This is a genomic window from Olsenella sp. SW781 (assembly GCF_012027725.1).
Taxonomy (GTDB): domain Bacteria; phylum Actinomycetota; class Coriobacteriia; order Coriobacteriales; family Atopobiaceae; genus Thermophilibacter.
In genome coordinates, this window is the sequence record NZ_SJOU01000002.1 from 74,183 (window position 1) to 97,588 (window position 23,406).

Below are 23,406 nucleotides of genomic sequence, written 5' to 3' on the forward strand. Positions count from 1 at the left end.
TCCTATAATCTAGTCATCTGATTGTACGTTGAGCCGGAGGCCATCATGCGCGAGAAGATCGACGTCGCCGAGTACGCACCCACCATCCTTCGCGAGCTGCCCACGGGCGTGCTGCTGACCGCGAGCGCGGACGGGCGCGCCAACCCCATGACCATAGGCTGGGGCACGCTGGGAGTCGAGTGGGGCAAGCAGCTCTTCGTGGCATACGTCCGCAGCAGCCGCTTCACCTACGGCCTCATCGAGAAGAGTGGCGAGTTCACGGTCAGCGTTCCCATGCGCACGGGCGAGAAGGACCACGACCAGCGCATCAGCCAGATCCTGGCGGTCTGCGGCTCCAAGAGCGGCCGCGACACGGACAAGGTCGCCGAGCTCGGCCTCACGCTCGCGGAGGGGGAGGAGGTCGGCGCGCCCGCCGTCCGGGAGTTCCCGCTCACGCTCGAGTGCCGCGTGCTCTTCAAGAGCGAGCAGGACGAGGCGCGCCTTCCGGACGACCTGCGCGAGCGCTACTACTCCACCGACGCGCCGCACACCGCGTACTACGCGGAAATCGTGAGCGCCTACGTCCTGAGATAGGATTGCGTCGCGCCCGCCGTGCCCGGCACCCATGAGTGCCGGCTCGCGGACCGCGCCGCGCCGGCACTCCCGAAGGAACGCCGCGTGCGAGACGGCGCCCCCGCTCGCAAACGGTCAAATAAACCGGCACTCCCCGCCGGCACCTACGGGTGCGGGCGGGGAGTGCCGTGGCTCGTGCCGGGATGTCGCGCGCCCTACTTCTTGCCGAAGAGGCCGCCCAGGCTGTCGGCGATGCCGCCGAGCGGGGTGCTCTCGAGCATGTCGCCGAGGTTGCCGGCGATGCTGCCCAGGTCGAGGCCGCCGAGGTCGAGGCTGCCGTCGGCGATGCCGCTCTTGACGCCGTCGACGATCTGGGAGAGGTCGCCCTCGCCGAGCTCGACGCCGGTGATGCCCTCGATCGTGCCCTTGGGGTCGGAGACGAGCTCCTGGAGCTTCTCGGGGGCGTCCGCCAGGGCGGCGGAGACCTGGGCGATGATTGCCTGGATGTCCATGAATGTCCTTTCGTGTCGTGCGCGCGGGGCGCGTTTGCCCCTCTAGATTACCCGTTGGGCCACCCGGGGACGAGCTGCGGCCGTCAGGCGTGCGCCGGCGGTTGAGGGCGCCGGGCCCCGGCCGCCCCGGCGGCGTCCCCCACGGCGTCGAGTAGCTCGGCGCAGCGCAGCGTCGCCGAGAGGGGCATGACGTCCGACTCGCTGCGCCCGGAGAGCACGAGGCCGACGAAGTGCTCGATCTCGTCGTAGAAGTCGTCGACGGGGTAGGGGAGCTCGATGTCGGCGGCCTCGGCCTCGGCGCGCTCCAGCCGGGCGCGCTGCGGGCGGTGCATGTCCTCCACGGTGATGACGCCCCTCGTCCCGACGACCCGGGCCGTCCGGGGTCCCGCCGTGTCGGCGGCGGTGACGAGCCGGGCCGTGAGCGCGCCGCGCGCGAGCTCCGCGTCGACGAAGCAGTCGTGGCCGTGGTCCCAGCGGGCCCGCGCGGCCACGACCTCGAAGGGGCCGCCCAGGTAGTCGTCCACCCAGGAGGCGCAGTAGACGCCCGAGTCCAGCAGGATGCCCCCGCCGCGGGCGTCGGAGAGGTAGTCGCCCCCGCGGGCGATGCGGTCGCCCATGTCGTTCTCGAGGAACGCCTCGACGCGGCGGACCTCGCCGATGCCGCCCCGTGCGACGAGCTCGCGCACGTGCCGGTAGAGGGGCGAGAAGCGCGTCTTCATGGCCTCCATGAGGAGGGTCCCCGTCTCGCGCGCCGCGCGGACGAGCTCGCGCGCCTCCGCCGCGTCCACGCAGGCCGGCTTCTCGCAGAGCACGGCCTTGCCGGCGCGCAGGGCGGCAAGCGCCCACGCGAGGTGCATCGAGTGGGGGAGCGCGAGGTAGACGGCATCGACGTCAGGGCGGGCGAGAAGTGCGGCGTGCGCCGCGCCCGCGACCCCGCCGAGCGCCTCGTCCGAGAGGGCGCCGCCCTCGGGGACGCCATGCTCGAGGGCGAAGGCCTCCGCCCTCCCGGCGGAGCGGCAGCTGATGGCAACGAGCTCGGAGCGCCCCTCGTGCGCGAGGCTCCGGGCGAACCGGTGCGCTATCCTGCCCGCGCCGACGATCCCCCAGCGCACCGTGCGTCCGCCCCTCTCGCCCAGGTCCTTCTCGCCCATGGCTCACCCCCTCTTCCCGCGCGCGGCCCCGAGGCCCATGAGGGCCCGCTCGGCCCCCATCAGCAGCGGGTAGGGGAGCAGCTTGGCGGCGACGTAGAAGGCGCGCATGTCCGCCGAGGGGATGCAGAGCGCCCGCCCCGCCCGCGCGGCTTCGAGGCCGCGCCTGGCCACGCGGCGCACGTCCTCGAAGCCGGTGAGGCCCGCCATGCGCGCGGCGACGTCCCCCGCGCCGGCGTGGTCGAGAAAGCCCGTGCGCATGAACTTGGGGCAGAGCGACGTCACGTGGATGCCCACGGGCCCGAGCTCCGCGTCGAGCGCCCGGGAGAGGTCCAGCACAAAGCGCTTCGCGGCGGAGTAGGTGGCAAGCCCCGGCTGCGGCATGAAGGCCGCCACGCTCGATACGTTGAGGATGCGCGAGCCGGCGGCCATGTACGGCAGCGCGCGGTACGTGAGCTCCACGGGCGCGAGCACGAGCAGGCGCGCCATGGCGGCGTTGTCCGGCGCGGGCATGGCCGCGAAGTCGCCGAACGTGCCGAAGCCGGCATTGTTGACGAGAAGGGCGACGCGGCCGCCGGGGGTCTCGGCGAGCGCCCGCTCAAGCACGTCGAACGACGCGGGGTCCGTGAGGTCGAGCGCGAACGGGCGCACGCGCGGGGAGGTGCGCTCCGCGCGGCGCGAGACGGCCCAGATCTGGTCGAGCGGGCCGAAGTAGCCCTCGGCGAGCAGGCGCACGAGCTCGGCGCCGAGCCCGGACGACGCTCCGGTGACGATCGCGATGTTGGTCATGGTGCCCTCCAGACGTGCCCGAGGTGACGTGCCTCCCATTTTGGCACGGCATGTTCCACCAGCGGATGACATTCGCGTTTCTCGTCTGGCGGCGCACCGCTGGCTGATACCATGACTCGGTTTTGTTGCCCGGAATGGGGTGCCGCCCGCGCCTGTCCGGGCATCCGCGAACACCTGAAGGGAACGTCATGAAGAACTCCGAGATCTACCGCCGCACGCTGAAGTTCTCCGTCATGCGCCTCGTGCGGACCGTGCTGTGCCTCGTTCTGCTGGCCGCCCTGCCGCTCGTCGCCTTCGTCACCACGGGCATGGCCGGCCTGGACGAGATGGCGCAGCTCGCCGCGACGGGCGTCGCGTTCATCGTGGCGCTCATCGTCTTCTACGTCGTCGCGCACTACGGCGGCTACCTGCTCACGGCCGGGCAGGTCGCCATGATCACCGAGGGCGTCGCCACCGGCGAGCTCCCCGAGGACACCTATGAGGCGGGCAAGCGCGCCGTGAAGGACCGCTTCGCCACGGCGAGCGTCTACTACGGACTGTGGTCGATCACCAAGGCCATCACCAGCGAGGTCTCCTCCGGCATGAACGCGCTCGCGCGCGGGATCGACGGCGAGAACAGCACGGGCCCCGCCTCCGTCATCGCCGGCATCATCTCCGCGGTCGTCAGCGTGGTGCTCGAGTACCTCAACTACTGCAGCCTTGGCTGGGTCTTCCTCCACGGCGAGCAGTCCGCGTTCAAGAGCACGTGCGACGGCGCCGTGATCTACTTCCAGAACTGGAAGACCCTCATGAGGAACTCCGCCAAGGTGATCGCCATCACCGTCGTCTCGCTCGCGCTCATCGGCGGTGCGTTCTTCGGCGTCGCGTACCTCGTCCTGGGATCGATCGAGCCGCTCACGACCGTCCTCTCCCAGATTGACGCCACCGCCACGCTCGAGGACGGCACCGCCGTGCCCGCCGGCACCTCGCTCGTCGTGCTCTGCGCCGTCATCGCCCTCGTGCTCTGGAGCGGCATCCACGGGGCCTTCGTGAAGCCCTACATCCTCGTCTCCGTCATGCGCCGCTACATCGAGGCCGGCCGCGCGGACACGCCGCAGGTCGACGTCTACGAGAAGCTCTCCGGCATGTCCAAGGGCTTCAGGAAGGCTCTCGACCGCGCGGGTGAGGGGGCTCCCTCGGCCGCGTAGGCGAAGGGGCGGTGAGACAGGGGGGCGGTGAGACAGGGGGGACAGGTTCATTTGTCTCATTAGAACTCTAATGAGACAAATGAACCTGTCCCCCCTGTCTCACCGCCCCTGCCTCGCTAGTATCCGGCGACGGTGCCCCCGGAGCTCAGAAGCCTCTTCAGAAGGGAGAACTCGTTCCGGCAGAACTGGTCGAGGCGCTCCACCTCCGCTCGGCGGGGCCCCTCGAGCAGCGCGAGGCACACCGGGATGGCGGGCGCCTCGGCCGGGTTCAGGTCATGCATCGCCGCAAAGGGCAGGATGCTGAGCGCCTTGAGGTTGACGCCCATGATGTACCCGTTGCGGCTTTCCAGGTGGTCGACGACCCCCTCGTTGGTGCTGACGTGCTCCAGAGGGGAGGCGAGCCCATGCTGGCGACAGGTGACCAGCACCGTCTCGTTGAAGCCGTCTATCTCGTCATTCCAGAGCACGGGGTAGGGGGCGAGGTCGGCAAAGGTCAGGCGGCCCCTGCCGCGCAGGGGGTGCCTCCGGCCCAGAAAGACGCCCGGCGTGACCGTCCCGATCTGGGCGCAGGTGCACCCCGGGGCGCTCAGGCGACCGATGGTGAAGAGGGCGTCGAGGCTCCCTGCCCTGAGGTCTGCCAGCGCGGCGGCCCCCGTCCGGACGGAGAGGCGCGTCTCGATTCCGAGGGAGTGCGTCATGAGGCGCGCCACGATGCCGCAGATGAACTCGTGCTTCGAGAAGGGCGGCGTGACGAGGGCAAGCCTGAGGTCGCTTCTCGGCGCCGGCCCTCTGCTCAGGGAGTCGGCGATCTGCCCCACGGACTCGAAGCTCTCAACCGCCCTTCGTGCCGGCTCGAGCAGCGCGTTCCCGAGGGGCGTGAGGCGCATCCCACGGCCCGCTCGGACAAACAGCTGCCCGCCGAGCTCGTCCTCAAGCTCGTGAATCGACTTGGAGACAGCCTGGACCGAGACGCCCTCCTCCCGCGCGACGACGGAGAAGTTCCCCGTGCGCGCCGCGCCGCAGAAGAACACGAGCTGCCTGATGTTCATTGATCTCCTTCGACGGTACCCGGCGTCCTTCCCAGTCTATCCGCGCGCTCGGGGTGACTCTCGAGGACGGGGGCGCCCTTTCCGATATCAACCGTAGATTGAAAGTTGCGGGCGATTCTCGGAGTGAGCTAACCATCCCTACGGTTCGGCTAGCGTTGTATCCTATATGGTTGTCTGACGACGTGGTGTCAAGGAGCCCGCATGACCTTAGAACAGCAGCCCGCGCCAGCGCAGCCCACAACGCCGGGGGTCGCTCCCGAGCACGGCGATGCCGAGCGGAGAATCCCCCTCGTGATGAGGCTCTACGGAATTCTCTGTACCGTTCTCGGCGTGTTCACCGCGTTCGCGGTCGTCGTCTTCGCCGCGCTCATGGGGTGGTCGCTCCAGACTGACCCGTCCATGATCATCGTGGGCACCGACCCCACGCTGCCCGTGGTCCTTCTCGCCATCAGCTATCTCGTCACCATCGGTAACGCGGTCGCGCTCGTCGTCTTTGGGCACTCGCTGCGCAAGAGCCAGCGCCGCAACGCGGTGCGCTGGTCGCACGTGCTCATAGGCACCTCGGTCATCCAGGTCCTGCTCAAGATCATGCTGCAGGGCATCGACACCACGCTCATCTCCGATGCCATCCAGCTGCTCATTCTGGTCGCCATTTCCGTCACCGTTGACCCCTCGCTCAGGCAGGAGCGCGAGCTCAAGCGCCGCGTGCGCGACATGGTCGACCGCGAGGCCGCCGAGGAGGACATGCTCGGGCGCGACCTCGAGGGTAAGGGCTACATCGAGCTCAACTTCTTCAACCTGTTCTGGGTCTTCGTGATCTGCTGCTTCCTCGGGCTCATCATCGAGACCGTGTACCACTTCGTCATCGTGGTGCCCGGCGAGGTTCAGGACCGCGCCGGCCTGCTCTTCGGGCCCTTCTCGCCCATCTACGGCTTTGGCGCCGTGCTCATGACGGTGGCGCTCAACCGCTTCTACAGGGCCAACCCGATTATCATCTTCGTCGTCTCCGCCGTGATCGGGGGTCTCTTCGAGGCCGCGACGGCTTGGTTCATGGAGATGGGCTTCGGCGCCGTGGCCTGGGACTACTCGGGCTCCACGATCTTCGGGCTCTTCCCCGACCCGATCGCGGCCATCTTTGGCGGACGCACCTCGACGCTCTTCATGTGCATGTGGGGCGCCCTCGGCTTCGTGTGGATCAAGCTCTGCCTCCCGTGGATGCTCAGGCTCATCAACCTCATCCCGTGGAAGGTCCGCTACTCCTTCACCACGCTCTGCGCCGTCCTCATGCTCGTGAACGGCGTCATGACGCTCGAGGCGCTGGACTGCTGGTTCGAGCGCCTCTCCGGCATCCCGCAGACCACACCCGTCGAGCAGTTCTACGCCGAGCACTACGACAACGACTACATGGCGCACCGCTTCGAGTCCATGACCATCACGCCGGACGACTCCGCGCGCGTGGACGGCGCGGCGCGCGCCGTGGCTGACGCCTCGGCGGGCCCGGAGGCATGATGGCGCCGGGCGAGGTCCCGGCGAGGCCGCGCTGGGGGCGGCGCGTCCTTCTCGCCCTGCTGGCGGTCCTGGCCGTCGCCGTCATCGCGCTCGGCCTGGCGGTGCAGCGGCGCCTCGTGCAGAGGGAGGAGGGCCTGGGCGTGGTCCAGGCCCCGAGCGAGTTCGCGGCGCTGGAGGGCTCTACCGGGCGCACGGGGTCCTTCTCGACGCGCATCGACTTCACGAGCATGGCCACGGGCACGGAGACCATCTCCACGGAGGTGTCCTGGGACGACGAGTGGTTCTTCCAGGATCCCACCGAGTACAACCACGAGTTGGCCACCACGTGCTCCGTGCTCTCCGCCGTGTCCAACTCCGAGTCCGCGTACTACCAGGCGGGCTCGGACTCGCCGGCCTACATGGAGGCCGCGCTCGCGGCGCTGGGCTTCGAGGAGATCTCCACGGCGTCGTATCAGTACCGCAGCGAGATCTTCGACGAGGTCGTGGACTTCATCACCGGCACGGACGACGTGGTCGCCTACTCGGTTGCCACCAAGCGCGTGACGGGCGAGGGCGGCGCCGAGAAGACCCTTTTCCTCGTGTCCATCCGCGGGAGCTACGGCTCCGAGTGGCTGAGCGACCTCAACATGGGCGACGCCGCCGCCTACGACATGGACGAGATCACGCACGAGGGCTTTGCCCAGGCCGCGCGCGAGATCGTGGACGCGCTCGCCGCGCGTATCACCGAGGAGGCAGGCCTCGGCGGTACCGACGACATCTGCCTGCTCTTCACCGGGCACTCGCGCGGGGCGGCCACGGCCAACATCGCCGCCGCATACGCCGACGAGATGTCGCAGGGTCTGCGCGTGCTGGCGCCGCTCGAGAGCATCTACTGCTACACCTTTGCCACGCCCGAGGTCACGACCTTCGATACCGCGCGTGACGCCCTCTACGACAACATCTTCAACATCATGAACCCCAGCGACATGGTGCCGCGCCTGCCGCTGGAGTCCTGGGGCTATACGCGCTTTGGGCACGACCTCTGGCTTCCCGGCTACGGTGACGAGGGCTTTGACGAGAAGTACGAGGGGATGTGCCGGGTCTTCGAGGCAAACACGGGCGTGGAGTGCCCGTACGTGCCCGAGGACCGCGAGCACGTGGACAAGCTCGTGGAGGACCTGGGGCGCGAGATTCCCACGGACGACGATCTGGCGAGCGCGGGCGGGGTCTTCTCCCTCGCGCACGACCTTCTCGCCGACGTGAACCCCATGCAGGTGCTCTACGGCCACTACCCGAGCGTCTACATCGCCTGGATGCAGTCCCTCGACGCCGTTCGCGCCAGCTAAGCCCGCCAGTCACGCCAATCACGTCAGGTTCGTTTGGCATGCCAAACGAACCCGGTTAAAATGGCACGCCAAACGAACCTGACGTGATTGGCGTGACTGGCACGGGAGGCAGGCGATGGGGGACGTGCGCAAGGAGCTCGCACGCGTGCTGCGCGAGGGCGAGCGGACGGTGGAGCGCCGGCTCGAGGCGTTTCTCGCCGACCCGGACGACGTCGAGACCATCCACCGCCTGCGCATCTCCATCCGCACCCTGCGCAGCCTGCTCGCGTTCTCCTCGCCGTTCCTCAGGCGCCGCCGGCACCGGCTGCTCCAGGACGACCTGCGCTCCGTGGTGATAGAGACCTCGCGCCTGCGCGAGTACGACGTGCTGCTGAGGCAGGTCCGCGCGCTCGACGTCCCGTACGGCGAGCTCGACGAGAAGATCGGCGAGCTGCGCGAGCTCGAGCGCAACCACGTCGTCGACGTCATGCGCGGGCGTCACGCGCGCCGTGCGCTGCGACGCGTGAGAAAGGCGATGGAGAAGCTGCCCTGGCGGCGGGGCGCTCGCGAGGCGGGCGTGACGCGGGCGGACGTGCGCGCGACGTTCGACGATCTGGTCCGCAGCGTCGACGAGCGCTACGCGCGCGTCGACCGGGCGGACGCCGACGCCGTGCACACCCTGCGCAAGCGCGCGAAGCGCGTGCGCTACGTCGGGGAGAGCTTCGCGGGCCTGCTGGGGCCCGACGCCGTCGCCGAGGGGGCGCGCATGAAGGGCGTGCAGGACGAGCTCGGGGACATCTGCGACGCCCGCGTCAACGTGGCGATGGCGCGCGAGTTTCCCACGAGGGGGCTCTCCGACGAGGCGCGTCGCGCCCTCGAGGTCCTTCTCGCCCAGAACCAGGCCCTCGTGGACTCCTTCTGCGAGCAGTGAGACAAGGGGGACGGCGAGACAAGGGGGACAGGTTCGTTTGTCTCATTCGAAATTGAACGAGACAAACGAACCTGTCCCCCTTGTCTCGCCGTCCCCCCTGTCTCGCAGCCCCCGTCTCACCGCTTGCAGAGGCCGGCTGAGCGGGCGGCGTCGAGGAGCTCGGCGTTGCGGGCGTTCATCGTGCCGAACTCGTCCACGCAGCAGATGACCTCGCGGCAGGCGAGAAGGACCTCGCGGGCGCGCTCCACCGCCTCCGCGCTCACGGGCTCGAAGTCGCGCTCGTAGATGACGCGCGTCGCAAGCTGCGCGGCGAGCAGGCCGTCGGCATCGTGCTCGTGCAGCACGCCCGCGGCAAACGGCGTGCCCTCGCGTGCGAGCCGCCGGAAGCACGCCGCCCCCGTGCCGCCCCCGGCGATGACGAAGACCTCGGGCTCGCCCTCCGGCCGCACGAGCTCGACGCTGCCGAACATCGGGTCGTAGGCGCCCGGCGCGAGGTCGTAGAGCTCGGAGATGCGCTCGGCGGTGAATACCTCGTCAGGCGCGCCCTGGCACATGACGCGCCCGTCCCGGATGCAGATCACGTGGTCGGCGGCCTTCTGAGCGAGGTCGATCTCGTGCAGCGACGCCACCACGGCGATGCCGCGCTCGCGCGCCTCCCGGCGCAGGAGCTGCAGCACCTCCAGCTGGGAGCGGACGTCGAGGTACGACGTTGGCTCGTCGAGCAGCAGCACGCGCGGCTCCTGGCAGAGCGCGCGGGCGAGAAGGACGCGCTGCCGCTGGCCGTCGCTCACATGGGCGAAGTCGCGCTCCGCGATGTCGAGCACGCCCGTCGCGGACATCGCGGCGGTGACGGCCTCGCGGTCCTTCTCGCTCAGCACCCCGAGTCGGCCGGTGAACGGGTAGCGGCCCGCCTCCACCACGTCGCGGCAGGTGAGGAGCTCCGTCTGCGGGCGGCCCGTGAGCATGACGGACATGGCGCGGGCGCGCTCTGCCGCGGGGACGTCGCCCAGCGCCCGCCCGAAGAGCTCCACGACGCCGCCGAGCGCGCGGAGCTGCCCCGCGACGGTGCGCAGGATCGTGGTCTTGCCCGACCCGTTGGGGCCGATCAGCGCCACCACCTGCCCGGGCCTCACGGCAAGGCAGACGTCCCGCACCAGCGCCCGCTTCCCGTGCCCCACCTCAAGCCCCCGCAGCTCCAGTGAAAGGGGGACGGGTTTTTTCTCCCTGAGAAAGTGGGACAGGTTGTCGTTCGCCCGCGCCACGACTGCGGACGGGTCCTGAGACGGTTCCCGGGCAGGGTCGCTCTTCTCGGCGGCGGGGCTGCCGCCCTTTCGCGTCGCGTCTTCGGGCAAGCCTGTCCCTTTTTCTCTGAGAGAAAAAACCCGTCCCCTTTTTGTTCGGAGCATGAGGGCGATCACGATGGGCGCGCCAAAGACGGCGGTGACGGCGCTCACGGAGAGCTCGACCGGCGAGAAGAGCGTGCGCGCGATGAGGTCGCACCCGCAGCAGAAGGCCGCCCCCATGAGGAAGCACGCCGGCGTCACGAGGAGCGGCCGCGACGACCCCACGCCGCGCCGGGCAAGGTGCGGCGCGGCGATGCCCACGAACGAGACCGGTCCCGCGAAGGCCGCCACGCAGGCCGAGAGCAGGCTCGACACCAGTACGATGAGCATGCGCAGGCCGCCCACGTTCACGCCCACGCTCTGCGCGTAGGGCTCGCCGAGCTGGTAGGCTCCGAGCGGCTTGGAGAGCGCAAAGACCGCGGCGCCCATGGCGACCACCGCAACGGCGATGATGCCCATGTCAGGCCACGTGGCGCCCGAGAAGCTCCCGCGCGACCAGTTGTCCAGGTTCACGATGGCCTGGTCGTCCGCAAAGGCCACGAGGAAGTTGGTGGCGGCCGAGCAGATGTATCCCACCATCACGCCGGCCACGATGAGCATGCTTTGGGAGCGCACGCGTCGCGAGATGAGCAGCACGAAGCCCATCGTGACGAGCGAGCCGAGAAACGCCGCGCCCACGGACGCCGCCGGGCTCATGACCTGGCCCGCGCCGAGCACCACGATCATGACCACGGCCACCACGAGCTTGGCGCCCGAGGAGACGCCGAGCACGAAGGGGTCGGCGATGGGGTTGGCAAAGAACGTCTGCAGCAGGAATCCGGAGAGCGAGAGCGCCCCGCCCAGAAGCACCGCCTCGACGACGCGCGGCAGGCGGATCTGCCAGATGACCTGCGCCGCCGTGGAGGTGTCTCCCGGGCCGGCCAGAAGGATGCGCGCCACCTCCGCAGGCGAGGTCTCCACGCTCCCCAGGCAGAGGCTCGCCACGAGGAGCGCGCACAGGGCGAGAAGGACGACGAGGTCGAACGTCATCGCCCGTCGCATCCGCCCGTCCCTGTCGCCTGTCGCGCGCGCCACGCTAGCTCAGCCTCCAGAAGAAGGCGGCGGGCTCGCCCGAGCCGCTGAGGGCGGCGCGCAGGTCCGAGATGATGTCCGCCATGCTGGTGATCTGCTGGTAGAGGTTGGCGTCGCAGGTCCAGACGTCGCCGCTGCGCACGGCGGCAAAGTCAGCGAGCAGCGCGTTCTTCTCGACAAGTGCCTCGAGGGTGTCCACGCCGTCGTCAATGGTGCCGTTGTAGATGATGACGTCGGCGCCGCGCGCGCCCTCGTAGAAGCGCTCCATCTCAACGGTGACGGTGGTGGGGGAGGAGTCGGTGGCGCCCTCCTCGGCGAAGCTCACGTACTCTCCTCCCGCGGCCTCGATCATCTGGGCAAAGTAGTCGCCGTCGCGGCGCGTCACGGCGGCACCGTCCTCGTTCAGGTAGAAGAAGGCAACGGCTCTTCCAAGCGGACCCTCGGCGGAGGCCTCCTCCACGCGCGCCGCCACGTCGTCGAAGACCTCTGCCGCCTCATCCTCGCGGTCGAAGAGGGCGCCCATGAGACGGACCCACTCGAGGCGTCCGAGCATGTCCTCCTCGCGGCTCGACTGCTCCATGAGGACGGTCACGCCCAGCTCCTCCAGCTTAGCGCGGACCTCGGGCACGTGGTCGATGTTGGTGTTCTCGATGGCGAGCGGGCAGCCTGCGGCCGAGATGAGCTCGTAGTCCGGCGCGCGGTAGATGCCGCCGTAGGAGATCTCGCCGCTCTCCAGGCGCTCCGCGAACGCCTGGGTGGGGGAGTCCTCGGGACGCACGGACGACACGCCGATCGCATCGAGCGCGCCGATGGCGTCAACGAGGCAGATCATGCCGGTGGAGGCAAGGTAGACGTTCTCGAGTGGCCGCTGGGCCACGGCAACGTCCCCGGGGAGGCCGCTTGGCGCCTCGGCCCCCTCGGGCGCGATGAGGAGGCGATCGCCGCTGGCGAGGGTTGCGAGCCGGTAGCCGCCCTCGTAGGCGTCAAGCGAGAACTGCGTGGCACGGGAGAGGGGCACGGGCGTCGGCTCGCCGAGCGCGGCGAGGCCGAGCTCGGCGTCATCCCTCTCGCCCGTCGGCGAGCACCCGGGGAGGGCGAGCGAGGCGGTGGCGAGAAGCGCGAGTCCAACCGCGCCCCTGCGCGAGATGGAACAGGCTGCCATACGAGACTCCGTTCACGGTGAGGGCGACTCACCCATGATACGTAAAAAGGGGACGGGTTATTTCTCTCAGGGATTCCGGGACAGGCCCCGGGGCCTGTCCCGGAATCCCTGAGAGAAATAACCCGTCCCCTTTTTATAGACTTGTCTGGAAAGCTGACGGCGGGAGGGTGCCATGCGTGTCGAGAGGATTGTGCTGCCCGGGTCCGGCTACGGGGCGAAGGCCGCCACGCTCACGGCCTACGTGCAGGACAACATAGAGGACCAGGCCGTGCGCCGGAGGCCGGCCGCACTGGTCTGTCCGGGCGGCGGCTACGCGTTTTGCTCCGACCGCGAGGGCGAGCCGATTGCCTTGGCGCTCCTTGCCCGAGGCTACCAGGCCTTCGTCCTCGACTACACGGTGATCGACGCCACTGAGGCGGCCCCGCTTTTGCCCGCGCCGCAGACGGACCTCGCCCGCGCGCTGGCGCTCGTGCGCTCTCGTGCCGACGGCTGGCACGTGGACGAGGCGCGCATCGGGCTCGTCGGCTGCTCCGCCGGCGCGCACCTCTGCGCCACCTACGCGGCGCTCGCGCGAGACGACGCGTTTCTCGCTCGCGCGGGGGTCTCTGCCGCAGAGGCGCGCGTCGCCTGGCAGGTGCTCTGCTACCCGGTCGTCGACCTGGAGGCCGGCTGGCCGTCCGACCCCGCCTACGCCGCGCGCATCTGCGGGGAGGGCTCGCCCCTTCGGCACGCCCAAGACCTGGTGAGCGAAGCCACGCCGCCCACCTTCCTCTGGCACACGTCGGTGGACGAGACGGTCCCGGTGCGCAATGCCTATCTCCTTGCGGGGGCCCTCGCCGCGCACGGGGTGGACCACGAGTGCCACGTCTTCCACGAGGGCCGCCACGGTCTCTCGCTCGCCACGAAGCAGACCTCGCACTATGCCGGCGACGCCCTGCCCCACCTTGCCCGCTGGCTCGACCTCGCCCTGGAGTGGCTTGACGAGCTCATGGGGGAGAGGTAGCCGTGGGGGAGAGGGACGCCCCGAAGGCCGCCCGTCCGGCGCGCTTCGTCGCAGCTGCGCTCCTGGCGGCCTGCCTCTACGCGCTCTCCACGCCGTGCTCCAAGGTCCTTCTCGCCGACGTGGCGCCCAACATGATGGCCGCGCTGCTCTACCTTGGCGCGGGCGTGGGCATGGCGGCGCTCGCGGCCGTGCGGGCGGCCGTGCGACGCGGCCCGTCGGACGAGCGGCCCCTCGAGCGTGCTGACGCCCCCTACGTCGTGGCGATGGTGCTGCTGGACGTGGTGGCGCCGATCCTGCTCATGGCGGGCCTCGCGCACGCCGCTCCGGAGAACGTGGCGCTCCTCAACAACTTCGAGATCGTGGCGACGGCGGTGATCGCGTTTCTCGCCTTCCGCGAGCGGGTGGCGCCGCGCACGTGGGCGGGCATCGCGGTCATCACGCTGTCGTGCGCGCTTCTCAGCCTGGAGGGCGCGGGCGCGCTGAGCTTCTCCGCGGGCTCGCTGATGGTGCTCGGCGCGTGCCTTTGCTGGGGCGTGGAGAACAACTGCACGAGCCGGCTCTCCGAGAGGGACCCGGCGCAGGTGGTCGTTGTGAAGGGGCTGGGGTCGGGCGCGGGCGCGCTGGCCGTGGCGCTTCTCGCCGGCGACGCGCCGCCCTCGGCGCCCGACGCGGCCGCCGCCCTGCTCCTGGGCTTCGTGGCCTACGGGCTCTCGATCTTCTTCTATGTGTACGCGCAGCGCGGCCTGGGCGCCGCCCGAACGAGCGCCTACTATGCGGTGAACCCGTTCATCGGCGCGGCGCTCTCGCTCGCGCTGTTCCAGACCATGCCCGGGCCGGCGTTTCTCCTCGCGCTTTCGCTCATGGCGCTCGGCGCCTGGCTCGTGACGCCGCGCGAGGGGGAGGCGTAGGCGGCCCGGCCTCTCCGGGCGCATCCGCAAAAAAGGGGACGGGTTATTTCTCTCAGGGATTCTGGGACGGGCGCCGCGGCACACTTCGTGGCCTGTCCCGAAATCCCTGAGAGAAATAACCCGTCCCCTTTTCCGACTATAAATGCCAGTGAGTGGGTAACAAATCCCCAACCCCCGGAGGGGGACCAACCACTACCGGCAAAGGAGCCGACCATGTCCCTCATCAGCAAGGAGATCTCCGACTTCAGCGTCAAGGCGTACCAGAACGGCGAGTTCCGCACCGTGACCAGGGCGGACGTGCTGGGGAGGTGGAGCCTCTTCCTCTTCTACCCGGCCGACTTCTCGCTCCTGTGCCCGACCGAGCTCGTGGACCTCGAGGAGAGCTACGAGGCCTTCAGGGCGGAGGGCTGCGAGCTCTACTCCGTCAGCTGCGACACCCACTACGTCCACAAGGCGTGGCACGAGGCGTCAGAGCTCGTGGGCAGGGTGACCTATCCCATGCTCGCTGACCCGGCGCACGTGCTCGCGCGCGACTTCGAGGTCCTCAACGAGCCGGCCGGCATCGCCGATCGCGGCGCCTTCATCGTGGACCCCGAGGGCAGGATCCAGGTCTACGAGGTCACTGCAAGCGGCATCGGCCGCAACGCGGAGGAGCTCCTGCGGCTCCTCCAGGCGGCCAAGTTCGTGGCGGAGCACGGCGACCAGGTCTGCCCCGCCCGCTGGCGTCCCGGCGCCAAGGCGCTCGGGCGATAGGAATCGAGACGGGGGTGGAGCGGGCGTCGGCCCCTCCACCCCCGTCTCGTCCCCTATCGCGGGAGGCTACAGCCTGGGCTCCGGCTGTCGGGTGAGGTCCCGGCCGAGGCGCCCGAGTCGCGAGACGTCCGTCGTGGCCTGGCCCTCGTTCCACCGCTTCCTCGTCTCGTGCATGGGGTCGGCCTCGTCGGCCCAGAGCCGCTCGGCCACCGGCGCCCAGGCCGCCGCGGCCGCCTCGGTCTTCTCGCGCAGCTGCTCGGGCGTCTCCTGCTCCACGAGGTCCGTCGAGTGGGCGCCCGTCTGCGCCACCATGAGCGGCAGGTCGTCGGGGTTCTCGAGCATGGGGCAGGGACGAAGGTGGTTGGTGTTGAACGGCTGGCCCTCGTAGTACTTCATGAAGAGCGGGGAGCGCAGCGCGTCGAGCAGGCTCACGTCGTGGATGTTGGCGTTGGAGTAGTGGATGAAGACGCACGGCTCCACGTCGCCCGCGGCGTTGATGTGCAGGTAGCGCCGCCCGCCGGCGATGCAGCCGCCCACGAACTCGCCGTCGTTCTGGAAGTCCATCGTGAAGAGCGGCTTCTTGTCGCGCATCTCGCGCACGAAGCGGTACATCCGCTCGCGCTGCTCGGGCGTGGGCATGAGGTCCGCGGAGGCGGCGCGACCCACGGGCATGAAGTGGAAGTACCAGCAGAAGAGCGCGCCCTTCTCGATCATCCAGTCCATGTTCTCCTCGGTGGCGATGGCGTCGGCGTTGGCGCGCGTCCAGCATGCCGAGATGCCGAAGGGCAGCCCGTGCTCGCGCAGGAGGTCCATCGCGCGCTCGATCTTAGCGTAGGTCCCGTCGCCGCGCCGGAAGTCGGTGGTGTGCTCGTTGCCCTCGGCGGAGATGGCGGGCACGAAGTTGGCCACGCGGATCATGTCCTGGCAGAAGGCCTCGTCGATGAGGGTGGCGTTGGTGAAGCAGAGGAAGGCGCAGTCAGGGTACCTCTCGCAGATGCGGATGAGGTCGTCCTTGCGCACGAGCGGCTCGCCGCCCGTGTAGATGTAGATGTGGCAGCCCAGCTCGCGGCCCTGGTCGATGATCGAGCAGATGTCCTCGTAGGAGAGGTTGAGCGCATGGCCGTACTCCGCCGCCCAGCAGCCGGTGCAGCGCAGGTTGCAGGCGCTCGTGGGGTCCAGGAGGATCGCCCACGGGATGTTGCACTCGTACTTCTCGCGTGCCTTCTCCTGGACGGGCCAGGCGAGGATGTTGGCGTCCACGATGAGGGCCTTGAGCAGGCGCGTCCGCACCTCGGGGTTGAGCCGGAACGCCTTGAGGATGAGCTCGTACCAGTTGCTGCGCCCGTCGATGGCGTTCCTGAAGGCCGCCCGCTGCGTGGGGAAGACGTCCTTGGGCGTGTAGCGGTCGATCGTGTCCATGATCTTGGGGATGCGGGCCTCCGGGTCCTCGTCCACGTAGTCGATGAGCTTGTAGAGCGCCGCGCGCTCCGCCGTCTGGGTAAGCGACATCCTTGGTCCTTCCGATGCGATCCCTACGGTTTCTGGAACCGAACGGTGCTGTTTATACCCATCTAGGAATAAATCCACAACTGTGGAATACTAGGTATGTCTCTTCCATGAAGGGGAGCGAGTTGGCCACTATTCCACAGAGGGGCGGACAATGGGGGATTCCTCACGGGGCGAGAAGAACGGTCGGGCCGTGGACCGGCGCGTGCGCCGGAGCCGCCGAGCCATGATGGGCGCCTTCGACCGGCTGATCATGACGACGCCCTTCGAGCAGATCTCCGTGAGCGCCGTGGCGCGCGAGGCGGACGTCGACAGGAAGACCGTCTACCAGCACTTCGGCGGCGTCGACGGGATCCTCGACGCCGTCGTCGAGGAGGCGGTGTCGGAGCTGCTCGACGAGGTGGAGGAGACGATGCGCGGGCGCGTGGGGGCGGGCGAGGACGTCCGCCCGCTGTCCGCCTTCTTCGACGCGCTCTCCGTGCACCTGGGCAAGAATGCCGCGCTCCGGCAGCGCTACTGCGAGCACGTGCCGACCGAGCTGCTCTTCGACCGCCTCGCGCGCCCGCTCGCCCGCCAGATCGCGGCGCGCGGCCTCGTGCGCGACGAGCTCTCGGACACGGAGCTGGAGATGCTGCTCGCGTTCGGCGTCGGAGGTCTGCTCTCGCTGTACCGCTGGTGGCTGCTCTCGGACCGCAGCGTCCCGCTCGAGGAGGTGACGCGCCGCGCCGGCGCCCTCCTCGAGGCCGGCGTGTGACGGCCCCCGCCCAGCCGCTCTGACGGGCGCCGGGGCTGACGCCCCCCATCTCACCCAGATAGAGCCAGCCGACGTATTACGCCCCGGGAGGGGAGAAGAACGTCGGCTGGCTCTGTCTGGGCGAACGTGGCGGGGATGGCGCGGGGGCGGCGCCGCGCCGGCGCCCCCGTCACGCCGTGAGTCGCTCGCGCAGCCAGCCGGCGAGCACGACGGCGTGGTTGCAGCGCTCGTCGCGGGCCGCGTAGAGCAGCGTGACCGGCCCGCGAGCGAGCAGGGCGCGGCATCTCTCGGAGAAGTCGGACGCGGCCTCGCTCGCGTCGAGCTCGGCGCGGTAGCGCGCGGAGAACTCCTCGAAGCGGCTCGGATCGTGCCCGAACCACCTGCGGAGCTCCGCCGAGGGGGCGACGCCCCTCTCCCACGCGTCGAGCGCCGCGGCCTCGCGGCGCAGCCCGCGCGGCCAGAGCCGGTCAACGAGCACGCGCGCCCCGTCGCCTGCCTCCGGGCCGCCGTAGACGCGCCTGCACCTCAGCTCGAACATGTCCTGCCCCTCCCTTGCTCGGTCGATTGATGAAGGGGGCGGAGTGGTGGCGCCCCGCCCCCCCCTCACAGGGCTAGAGGTCCTCCTCCGGCGTGGAGATCGGGGCGATCCCGAAGTGCTCGACCAGGTAGGCGAGCACGTTGGGCGAGACGAAGGCGGGCAGCGTGGGCCCGAGCTTGATGTTTCTGATGCCCAGGTAGAGCAGGGTGAGAAGGACGCACACGGCCTTCTGCTCGTACCAGGAGAGGATGATGGTGAGCGGCAGCTCGTTGACGTCGCACCCGAAGGCGTCGGCCAGCGCCAGCGCCACGGTCACGGCGCTGAAGGCATCGTTGCACTGCCCCATGTCCATGAGGCGCGGCAGCCCGGCGACCGTGCCGAGGTCGAGGTCGTTGAAGCGGTACTTGCCGCAGGCGAGCGTGAGCACCACGCTGTCGGCGGGGGTCCGCTCCACGAGCTCGGTGTAGTAGTTGCGCCCCGGCTTGGCGCCGTCGCATCCGCCCACGAGGTAGAAGCGGCTGATCTGGCCGGACCTCACCGCGTCGACCACCTTGTCCGCCACGGAGAGCACCGCGCCGTGCCCGAAGCCCGTGGTGAGCGTGGTGCCGCCGTTGATGCCGGTCATCTGCACGTCCTCGGGGTACCCACCGAGCTCGAGCGCCCGCTCGATGACCGGCGAGAAGTCCTTGTCCTCGCCGACGTGCACGAGCCCGGGGTAGGAGACCACCTCGGTGGTGAAGACGCGGTCGGCGTAGCTCGGGCGGGGCGGCATGAGGCAGTTGGTGGTGAAGAGGACGGCGCCCGGGATGCCGTCGAACTCCCGCTGCTGGTTCTGCCACGCGGTTCCGAAGTTGCCCTTGAGGTGGGGGTACTTCCTGAGCTCGGGGTAGCCGTGGGCGGGCAGCATCTCGCCGTGGGTGTAGACGGAGACGCCGGTGCCCGCGGTCTGCTCCAGGAGGGTGTGCAGGTCAAAGAGGTCGTGTCCGGAGACCACGATGAAGGGGCCGCGCTCGATGCGCATCGAGACCTCGGTGGGCTCGGGGACGCCATACGTCTGCGTGTTGGCGCGGTCGAGGAGCTCCATGCACGCGTAGTTCTTCTCGCCGACCTCGAGCACGAGGGGCAGCAGCTCGTCCTGGCCAAGCCGCTCGCCGAGCGAGCGCAGCGCCCTGAGGAAGAAGCGGTCGAGCTCGTCGCTCGTGTATCCGAGCACCATGGCGTGGTAGGCATAGGCGGCCATGCCGCGGAGGCCAAAGAGCACGAGCGACTTGAGCGAGCGCACGTCCTCGTCGGGGTCGTTCCAGATGAGGTCGAGGTCGTATTCACCCGCGTCGCGGGCGGGGGAGAGGGCCTCGCGCGCGCCGCGCACCCGCGCCGTGAGCTCGCGCACCGTCTGGGCGTTGAAGCTCACGTTGGTGACGGTGGTGAAGAGCCCCTCGAGGACGAGCCTCGAGACCCCGGCGGGGGCATCCTCCTCACCCGCGACGCGCGCGAGGCCCACGAGCGCCCCCGTGAGCTCGTCCTGCAGGCGGGCGACGTCGGCGGGCTTGCCGCACACGCCTGCCCTCCCGGTGCACCCGCTGCAGCCCGCGGTCTGCTCGCACTGGAAGCAGAACATCTCGTTTCCTGTCGTAGCCATCTGGGCCTCCTTGCCCTCGGGACGGCCATCCGGCGGACGGCCTCTTCCTGACAAGGTTTACCGCTCGCGTGGGGAGGCGTATGTTGTTTCTACAACATAGAGGGAGGCTCCCATGGACTACACCGCGCTTTCACACTCCGTGCTCTTCGAGGGCTTGGACCCTGGGGACATAGAGGGGATGCTCCCCTGCCTGGATGCGCGCGAGCTGAGGCTGGGGCGGGGAGAGCGCGTCTATCGCGCGGGGGACGTGGTCACGCGTCTGGGGGTCGTGCTCGAGGGCAGCGTGAACGTCGAGGCGAACTACTACTGGGGCGAGCGGGCCATCTTCGCGCACCTCGGCCCCGGGCAGATATTCGCCGAGGCGTACTCGGCGATCCCGGGCGGCGAGACCCTGGTGGACATCGTGGCCGCCGAGGACGCGACGGTCCTGTTGCTGCGGACCTCGTCCCTGCTCACGACCTGCGAGCGCGCCTGCCCCCGACATCACCGCGTCATCGGCAACCTCCTGCGCGTCTCCGCCGAGAAGAACGTCGCGCTCTCGCGGCGCATGATGCACATCGCCCCGCGCACCATCAGGGAGCGCGTCCTCTCCTATCTCTCCGAGCAGGCGGTCGAGCGCGGGTCGCGCTCCTTCGTCATCCCGTTCTCCCGCCAGGAGCTCGCGAACTACCTCGGGGTGGACCGAAGCGCCCTCTCCGCCGAGCTCTCGCGCATGCAGCGCGACGGGCTCATCGTGACCCGCAGGAGCCACTTCGAGCTTCTCGCGGGCCCGGACGGGCGCCGGGGCTGACGCCCCCCATCTCACCCAGACAGAGTCAGCCGACGCCTTATGCCCCGGGAGGGGAGAAGAACGTCGGCTGGCTCTGTCTGGGCGGACGCGACGGGGATGGCGCGGGGACGGTGCCGCCGCCTCCCCCCGTCACGCTACTTCACGGTGAGGACCGGCACGTCGACGGAGCGCAGCACGCCAAAGCTCACGCTGCCGATCATGCCGCGCAGGGCGCCGAGGCCGCGCCGTCCCATGACCACGAGGTCGATGTCGTGGCTCTTCACGTACTCCGCGATGCCCTCGACGGGGGAGTTGGAGATGACCGCGTCCGCCACGACCTTGCACTCGGCGCCGTCAAGCGACTGGTCGATGATCTCCTGGGCGTCCGCGCAGGCGTTCTTGACGACGGAGTCCATGAGCCGCTCGTAGGTCGCCGGGTCCGCGATGGCGTAGGGGGTGCCGATCCCGCCGTCCCCGAGCAGCGTGGGGTTGGGCAGGGCCGCCGAGGCGATGACGGTCAGCACGCTCACCCGCGCCTCCGGGTAGGGCCCCGCCAGGCCGAGCGCGATGTGCAGGGCGCTCTTGGCGTGCTCGGACTCGTCATAGGGGACCAGGATGTTTCTGAAGTACATGGTTACCTCCCTCGTGACGTAGCGTTACGCTTGAGGTGGTTATACCCCCTCGGCGCGCGGCCGGCCGAGGCCTCGGCGAGCGAGGGGGAGAAGCCCGCAGACGTGAGGCCTGCGGGGCCGCGGAGGGGGGCATGCGATGCGCGTGACGGTGCTGATGGAGAACTCGACGCCCTCGAGCCGCCTGCGGGCGCGCCACGGCCTCTCGCTCTGGCTCGAGCTTGCGGACGGCCGGCGCGCGCTCTTCGACATGGGGCCGGACGACGGGTTTCTCGCCAACGCCCGCGCGCTCGGCGTGGACGTGACCGAGGCCGACTTCGCGGTGGTGAGCCATGGCCACTACGACCACGGAGGCGGGCTCGGGGCGTTTCTCGGGGCATGCTCGGCGGCGGGGCGCAAGGTACCGGTCTTCGTGCGCGAGCACGCTTTCGAGGAGCACGCGTCGGGGACGCCGGGGCGCCATCATGCCATCGGGCTCGACCCCGCCCTTGCGGCGGACCCTCGCGTGCGCACGGTGGGGGAGCGCCACGCCCTGGGCGGTGGCATCACGCTGTTCACCACGCGGCTGCGCTCCCACCCCGTCGCGCGCTCGAACGCCCGCCTCATGGAGCGGCGCGCCGGCGCGCTCGAGCCCGACCGGTTCCTGCACGAGCAGAGCCTTCTGGTCGAGGAGGAGGGGCGCCGCACGCTGGTCTCGGGCTGCTCGCACGGGGGCATCCTGAACCTCATGGACGAGGCGGAGGCAATCGCCGGAGCGCCGCTCGACGCAGTCGTCGCGGGCTTCCACCTCATGGACCCGAGCGGCGGCACCGTCGAGGACGAGGCCCTCACGCGCGCGCTCGCGGCGGAGCTCGCCGCGCGCGGGGCGAGCTACTCCACGTTCCACTGCACCGGCACCGACGCCTTCGCCATCCTGCGAGACGGGCTCGGCGGGCGGGTGCGCTACCTTCACGTGGGGAGCCGGGCGGAGCTGTGAGGCGCCGCGCCGCGCGTGGCGGGAGGGGCTACGCCGTGTGGCGCAGGCCCTCGAACTTCTCCTCGTCGGTCATCTTCGCCTTGCCGTCGAGGGCCTCGATCGAGCGCTCGACCGTGGCGATGAGGCGGTCGGTCTCCTCGTGCTCGGCGCGAAGCGCCTCGAGCTGCTGGGCGAGCGCGGCGCGGCGCGCCTCGCGGTTGCCCTTGAGCAGGGGGGCGATGTCGGAGAGCGGCGCGCCCATGCGGCGGAACAGCAGGATCTCCTGCAGGCGGTCGACGTCCTTGGGCCCGTAGTGGCGATACCTGCTGTGCGCGTCGCGCGACGGGTGGAGCAGGCCGAGCTGGTCGTAGTGGCGCAGGGTGAATACCGTGACCCCGGCGAGGTCCGCGAGCTCGCCGACGGTGTAGCCTTGTGCGTTCATGAGGGTCTCCTTTCCTGTGACCTCAGGGTAGACGGCGACGCAACGTCGGCGTCAAGCGAGAAGAACCTGCGAGTTTCGCGTCGTCGGCGCCGCTATACTCGTCTCAGTGAACCGGACGGGAGGCCCCATGTCACAGACCCTCATCAGGATCGCCGCGATCCTGCTCGCGGCGGCGGTCATATCGCTTATCGTGTCCTTCGTGGTGAACGTCGTCCTCGGCGCCCTGAGCCTGCTGCCGATCGTGCTCGTGGGGCTCGCGGTGCTGTTCTTCGCGAAGGGCGGCAAGGTCCGCATCGAGTTCCCGGACAGGCGCCTGCCCGGGAAGCGCGACTAGGCGTCCCATGGCGACGCCCGAGTTCATCCTGCGCCTGCGGGAGAAGATCGGCCACGACCTGCTGTGGCTCGTCGGCGTGACCGCCTACGTCGAGGATGCCGACGGCCGCGTCCTTCTGGGCCGCCGGGCCGACACGGGTGAGTGGGCGCTCGTCTACGGCATCAACGAGCCGGGCGAGGAGCCGGCGGACACCGTCGTGCGCGAGGTCGCCGAGGAGACCGGGGTGGACGTGGATCCGCTCGAGCTCGTGAGCGTGCGCGCCGCCGACCACGTCACCACCTATGCCAACGGCGACAGGACGCAGTACCTGGACCTCACGTTCACCTGCCGCGTCACCCCGGGCGGCAGCTCCGCGCCGCGCGTGGCCGACGACGAGAGCCTGGAGGTGGGGTGGTTCGCCACGGACGCGCTCCCGGAGCCGCTCGCCGCCTCGACGGCGGAGCGCATGGCCGTCGTCGCCGAGTTCCGCCGGCGCCGCGCCGCCGGCGACTCCCATGCCCTCTTCTTCCGCTCCTGACGAAGGCGGCTGACGCAAGGGGGTTGTAGCGAGAACCGAGAGCGGCCTGCCCCGGCATCCCGAAGAGAAGTTCCGCGCAGCGCACTTCTCGAAGGGATGCCG

The 23,406-nt window shown here is 69.8% G+C and carries 24 protein-coding genes; 13 read left to right on the forward strand and 11 right to left on the reverse strand.

Annotated elements, in window-relative coordinates; genetic code table 11:
• Positions 1-21: 21 nt before the first annotated feature.
• A complete protein-coding gene (locus tag E0L17_RS01495) occupies positions 22-573 on the forward strand; it encodes a flavin reductase family protein (RefSeq protein WP_286163205.1) in 552 nt (183 codons plus the stop codon).
• Between the two features lie 194 nt (positions 574-767).
• Here E0L17_RS01495 and E0L17_RS01500 read toward each other — a convergent pair whose 3' ends face one another.
• The 3 genes from E0L17_RS01500 to E0L17_RS01510 all read right to left on the reverse strand — a co-directional run bounded on the left by E0L17_RS01500 (position 768) and on the right by E0L17_RS01510 (position 3,001).
• Positions 768-1,064, reverse strand: coding sequence for a hypothetical protein (locus E0L17_RS01500; protein ID WP_167929528.1), 297 nt, complete (start codon positions 1,062-1,064; stop codon positions 768-770).
• 83 nt (positions 1,065-1,147) lie between these two features.
• On the reverse strand, positions 1,148-2,215 hold the full coding sequence (locus tag E0L17_RS01505; protein ID WP_167929529.1) for a Gfo/Idh/MocA family protein: 1,068 nt from the start codon (positions 2,213-2,215) through the stop codon (positions 1,148-1,150).
• Between the two features lie 3 nt (positions 2,216-2,218).
• Positions 2,219-3,001: an SDR family NAD(P)-dependent oxidoreductase gene (locus E0L17_RS01510; RefSeq protein WP_167929530.1), complete on the reverse strand. Its 783-nt coding sequence runs from the start codon at positions 2,999-3,001 to the stop codon at positions 2,219-2,221.
• Positions 3,002-3,189: 188 nt separating this feature from the next.
• Here E0L17_RS01510 and E0L17_RS01515 point away from each other — a divergent pair, with 188 nt between their 5' ends.
• Positions 3,190-4,188, forward strand: a complete 999-nt coding sequence (locus E0L17_RS01515; RefSeq protein ID WP_167929531.1) for a hypothetical protein — start codon at positions 3,190-3,192, stop codon at positions 4,186-4,188.
• Positions 4,189-4,304: 116 nt separating this feature from the next.
• On the opposite strand, the gene E0L17_RS01520 is transcribed toward E0L17_RS01515, so the two are convergent.
• The gene (locus tag E0L17_RS01520) at positions 4,305-5,237 is read right to left on the reverse strand and encodes a LysR family transcriptional regulator (protein WP_167929532.1); all 933 of its coding nucleotides are present in this window, start codon (positions 5,235-5,237) and stop codon (positions 4,305-4,307) included.
• 201 nt (positions 5,238-5,438) lie between these two features.
• On the opposite strand from E0L17_RS01520, the gene E0L17_RS01525 reads away from it, so the two are divergent.
• The 3 genes from E0L17_RS01525 to E0L17_RS01535 all read left to right on the forward strand — a co-directional run bounded on the left by E0L17_RS01525 (position 5,439) and on the right by E0L17_RS01535 (position 8,981).
• A complete protein-coding gene (locus tag E0L17_RS01525) occupies positions 5,439-6,746 on the forward strand; it encodes a putative ABC transporter permease (RefSeq protein WP_167929533.1) in 1,308 nt (435 codons plus the stop codon).
• A complete protein-coding gene (locus E0L17_RS01530) occupies positions 6,746-8,071 on the forward strand; it encodes a lipase family protein (protein ID WP_167929534.1) in 1,326 nt (441 codons plus the stop codon). The genes E0L17_RS01525 and E0L17_RS01530 overlap by 1 nt, the downstream gene beginning before the upstream one ends.
• Before the next feature lie 115 nt (positions 8,072-8,186).
• Entirely contained in the window at positions 8,187-8,981 is a 795-nt protein-coding gene (locus E0L17_RS01535) for a CHAD domain-containing protein (RefSeq protein WP_167929535.1), read from the forward strand.
• 116 nt (positions 8,982-9,097) lie between these two features.
• On the opposite strand, the gene E0L17_RS10900 is transcribed toward E0L17_RS01535, so the two are convergent.
• Together E0L17_RS10900 and E0L17_RS01545 are read right to left on the reverse strand one after the other, a co-directional pair.
• Positions 9,098-11,353 carry an iron chelate uptake ABC transporter family permease subunit gene (locus E0L17_RS10900; protein ID WP_286163208.1) on the reverse strand — a complete coding sequence of 752 codons (2,256 nt, stop codon included), beginning with the start codon at positions 11,351-11,353 and terminating at the stop codon, positions 9,098-9,100.
• Between the two features lie 46 nt (positions 11,354-11,399).
• Positions 11,400-12,557: an ABC transporter substrate-binding protein gene (locus tag E0L17_RS01545; protein WP_167929536.1), complete on the reverse strand. Its 1,158-nt coding sequence runs from the start codon at positions 12,555-12,557 to the stop codon at positions 11,400-11,402.
• Positions 12,558-12,729: 172 nt separating this feature from the next.
• On the opposite strand from E0L17_RS01545, the gene E0L17_RS01550 reads away from it, so the two are divergent.
• From E0L17_RS01550 to E0L17_RS01560, 3 genes are all read left to right on the forward strand, one after another.
• Entirely contained in the window at positions 12,730-13,560 is an 831-nt protein-coding gene (locus E0L17_RS01550; protein WP_167929537.1) for an alpha/beta hydrolase, read from the forward strand.
• Between the two features lie 2 nt (positions 13,561-13,562).
• Positions 13,563-14,468, forward strand: a complete 906-nt coding sequence (locus E0L17_RS01555) for a DMT family transporter (RefSeq protein ID WP_206108949.1) — start codon at positions 13,563-13,565, stop codon at positions 14,466-14,468.
• A gap of 213 nt (positions 14,469-14,681) precedes the next feature.
• Positions 14,682-15,221, forward strand: coding sequence for a redoxin domain-containing protein (locus tag E0L17_RS01560; RefSeq protein ID WP_167929538.1), 540 nt, complete (start codon positions 14,682-14,684; stop codon positions 15,219-15,221).
• A gap of 66 nt (positions 15,222-15,287) precedes the next feature.
• On the opposite strand, the gene E0L17_RS01565 is transcribed toward E0L17_RS01560, so the two are convergent.
• A complete protein-coding gene (locus tag E0L17_RS01565; protein ID WP_167929539.1) occupies positions 15,288-16,730 on the reverse strand; it encodes a radical SAM/SPASM domain-containing protein in 1,443 nt (480 codons plus the stop codon).
• Between the two features lie 151 nt (positions 16,731-16,881).
• On the opposite strand from E0L17_RS01565, the gene E0L17_RS01570 reads away from it, so the two are divergent.
• Positions 16,882-17,481: a TetR/AcrR family transcriptional regulator gene (locus E0L17_RS01570; RefSeq protein WP_167929540.1), complete on the forward strand. Its 600-nt coding sequence runs from the start codon at positions 16,882-16,884 to the stop codon at positions 17,479-17,481.
• A 169-nt stretch (positions 17,482-17,650) separates the two neighbouring features.
• Here E0L17_RS01570 and E0L17_RS01575 read toward each other — a convergent pair whose 3' ends face one another.
• Both E0L17_RS01575 and hcp read right to left on the reverse strand, forming a co-directional pair.
• Complete coding sequence (locus E0L17_RS01575) at positions 17,651-18,019, reverse strand: DUF488 domain-containing protein (protein ID WP_167929541.1); 369 nt, start codon at positions 18,017-18,019, stop codon at positions 17,651-17,653.
• Positions 18,020-18,092: 73 nt separating this feature from the next.
• The gene (gene hcp, locus E0L17_RS01580; protein WP_206108950.1) at positions 18,093-19,658 is read right to left on the reverse strand and encodes a hydroxylamine reductase; all 1,566 of its coding nucleotides are present in this window, start codon (positions 19,656-19,658) and stop codon (positions 18,093-18,095) included.
• Between the two features lie 112 nt (positions 19,659-19,770).
• On the opposite strand from hcp, the gene E0L17_RS01585 reads away from it, so the two are divergent.
• Entirely contained in the window at positions 19,771-20,448 is a 678-nt protein-coding gene (locus E0L17_RS01585; protein ID WP_167929542.1) for a Crp/Fnr family transcriptional regulator, read from the forward strand.
• Positions 20,449-20,582: 134 nt separating this feature from the next.
• Here E0L17_RS01585 and E0L17_RS01590 read toward each other — a convergent pair whose 3' ends face one another.
• Entirely contained in the window at positions 20,583-21,059 is a 477-nt protein-coding gene (locus E0L17_RS01590; protein ID WP_167929543.1) for a universal stress protein, read from the reverse strand.
• 136 nt (positions 21,060-21,195) lie between these two features.
• On the opposite strand from E0L17_RS01590, the gene E0L17_RS01595 reads away from it, so the two are divergent.
• Complete coding sequence (locus E0L17_RS01595) at positions 21,196-22,032, forward strand: MBL fold metallo-hydrolase (protein ID WP_167929544.1); 837 nt, start codon at positions 21,196-21,198, stop codon at positions 22,030-22,032.
• 28 nt (positions 22,033-22,060) lie between these two features.
• On the opposite strand, the gene E0L17_RS01600 is transcribed toward E0L17_RS01595, so the two are convergent.
• Positions 22,061-22,453 (reverse strand): MerR family transcriptional regulator, encoded by a 393-nt coding sequence (locus tag E0L17_RS01600; protein ID WP_167929545.1) that lies wholly within the window; start codon positions 22,451-22,453, stop codon positions 22,061-22,063.
• Positions 22,454-22,580: 127 nt separating this feature from the next.
• On the opposite strand from E0L17_RS01600, the gene E0L17_RS01605 reads away from it, so the two are divergent.
• Together E0L17_RS01605 and E0L17_RS01610 are read left to right on the forward strand one after the other, a co-directional pair.
• The gene (locus E0L17_RS01605; RefSeq protein ID WP_167929546.1) at positions 22,581-22,787 is read left to right on the forward strand and encodes a hypothetical protein; all 207 of its coding nucleotides are present in this window, start codon (positions 22,581-22,583) and stop codon (positions 22,785-22,787) included.
• Between the two features lie 7 nt (positions 22,788-22,794).
• A complete protein-coding gene (locus E0L17_RS01610) occupies positions 22,795-23,304 on the forward strand; it encodes an NUDIX hydrolase (RefSeq protein WP_167929547.1) in 510 nt (169 codons plus the stop codon).
• Positions 23,305-23,406 lie beyond the last annotated feature (102 nt).

What these genes read in the sequence shown, in the direction of transcription:
- E0L17_RS01500 (WP_167929528.1), bottom strand. Translation starts at nt 1,064, where the DNA reads ATGGACATCCAGGCAATCATCGCCCAGGTCTCCGCCGCCCTGGCGGAC.
- E0L17_RS01505 (WP_167929529.1), bottom strand. Translation starts at nt 2,215, where the DNA reads ATGGGCGAGAAGGACCTGGGCGAGAGGGGCGGACGCACGGTGCGCTGG.
- E0L17_RS01510 (WP_167929530.1), bottom strand. Translation starts at nt 3,001, where the DNA reads ATGACCAACATCGCGATCGTCACCGGAGCGTCGTCCGGGCTCGGCGCC.
- E0L17_RS01515 (WP_167929531.1), top strand. Translation starts at nt 3,190, where the DNA reads ATGAAGAACTCCGAGATCTACCGCCGCACGCTGAAGTTCTCCGTCATG.
- E0L17_RS01520 (WP_167929532.1), bottom strand. Translation starts at nt 5,237, where the DNA reads ATGAACATCAGGCAGCTCGTGTTCTTCTGCGGCGCGGCGCGCACGGGG.
- E0L17_RS01525 (WP_167929533.1), top strand. Translation starts at nt 5,439, where the DNA reads ATGACCTTAGAACAGCAGCCCGCGCCAGCGCAGCCCACAACGCCGGGG.
- E0L17_RS01530 (WP_167929534.1), top strand. Translation starts at nt 6,746, where the DNA reads ATGGCGCCGGGCGAGGTCCCGGCGAGGCCGCGCTGGGGGCGGCGCGTC.
- E0L17_RS01535 (WP_167929535.1), top strand. Translation starts at nt 8,187, where the DNA reads ATGGGGGACGTGCGCAAGGAGCTCGCACGCGTGCTGCGCGAGGGCGAG.
- E0L17_RS10900 (WP_286163208.1), bottom strand. Translation starts at nt 11,353, where the DNA reads ATGACGTTCGACCTCGTCGTCCTTCTCGCCCTGTGCGCGCTCCTCGTG.
- E0L17_RS01545 (WP_167929536.1), bottom strand. Translation starts at nt 12,557, where the DNA reads ATGGCAGCCTGTTCCATCTCGCGCAGGGGCGCGGTTGGACTCGCGCTT.
- E0L17_RS01550 (WP_167929537.1), top strand. Translation starts at nt 12,730, where the DNA reads ATGCGTGTCGAGAGGATTGTGCTGCCCGGGTCCGGCTACGGGGCGAAG.
- E0L17_RS01560 (WP_167929538.1), top strand. Translation starts at nt 14,682, where the DNA reads ATGTCCCTCATCAGCAAGGAGATCTCCGACTTCAGCGTCAAGGCGTAC.
- E0L17_RS01565 (WP_167929539.1), bottom strand. Translation starts at nt 16,730, where the DNA reads ATGTCGCTTACCCAGACGGCGGAGCGCGCGGCGCTCTACAAGCTCATC.
- E0L17_RS01570 (WP_167929540.1), top strand. Translation starts at nt 16,882, where the DNA reads ATGGGGGATTCCTCACGGGGCGAGAAGAACGGTCGGGCCGTGGACCGG.
- E0L17_RS01575 (WP_167929541.1), bottom strand. Translation starts at nt 18,019, where the DNA reads ATGTTCGAGCTGAGGTGCAGGCGCGTCTACGGCGGCCCGGAGGCAGGC.
- hcp (WP_206108950.1), bottom strand. Translation starts at nt 19,658, where the DNA reads ATGGCTACGACAGGAAACGAGATGTTCTGCTTCCAGTGCGAGCAGACC.
- E0L17_RS01585 (WP_167929542.1), top strand. Translation starts at nt 19,771, where the DNA reads ATGGACTACACCGCGCTTTCACACTCCGTGCTCTTCGAGGGCTTGGAC.
- E0L17_RS01590 (WP_167929543.1), bottom strand. Translation starts at nt 21,059, where the DNA reads ATGTACTTCAGAAACATCCTGGTCCCCTATGACGAGTCCGAGCACGCC.
- E0L17_RS01595 (WP_167929544.1), top strand. Translation starts at nt 21,196, where the DNA reads ATGCGCGTGACGGTGCTGATGGAGAACTCGACGCCCTCGAGCCGCCTG.
- E0L17_RS01600 (WP_167929545.1), bottom strand. Translation starts at nt 22,453, where the DNA reads ATGAACGCACAAGGCTACACCGTCGGCGAGCTCGCGGACCTCGCCGGG.
- E0L17_RS01605 (WP_167929546.1), top strand. Translation starts at nt 22,581, where the DNA reads ATGTCACAGACCCTCATCAGGATCGCCGCGATCCTGCTCGCGGCGGCG.
- E0L17_RS01610 (WP_167929547.1), top strand. Translation starts at nt 22,795, where the DNA reads ATGGCGACGCCCGAGTTCATCCTGCGCCTGCGGGAGAAGATCGGCCAC.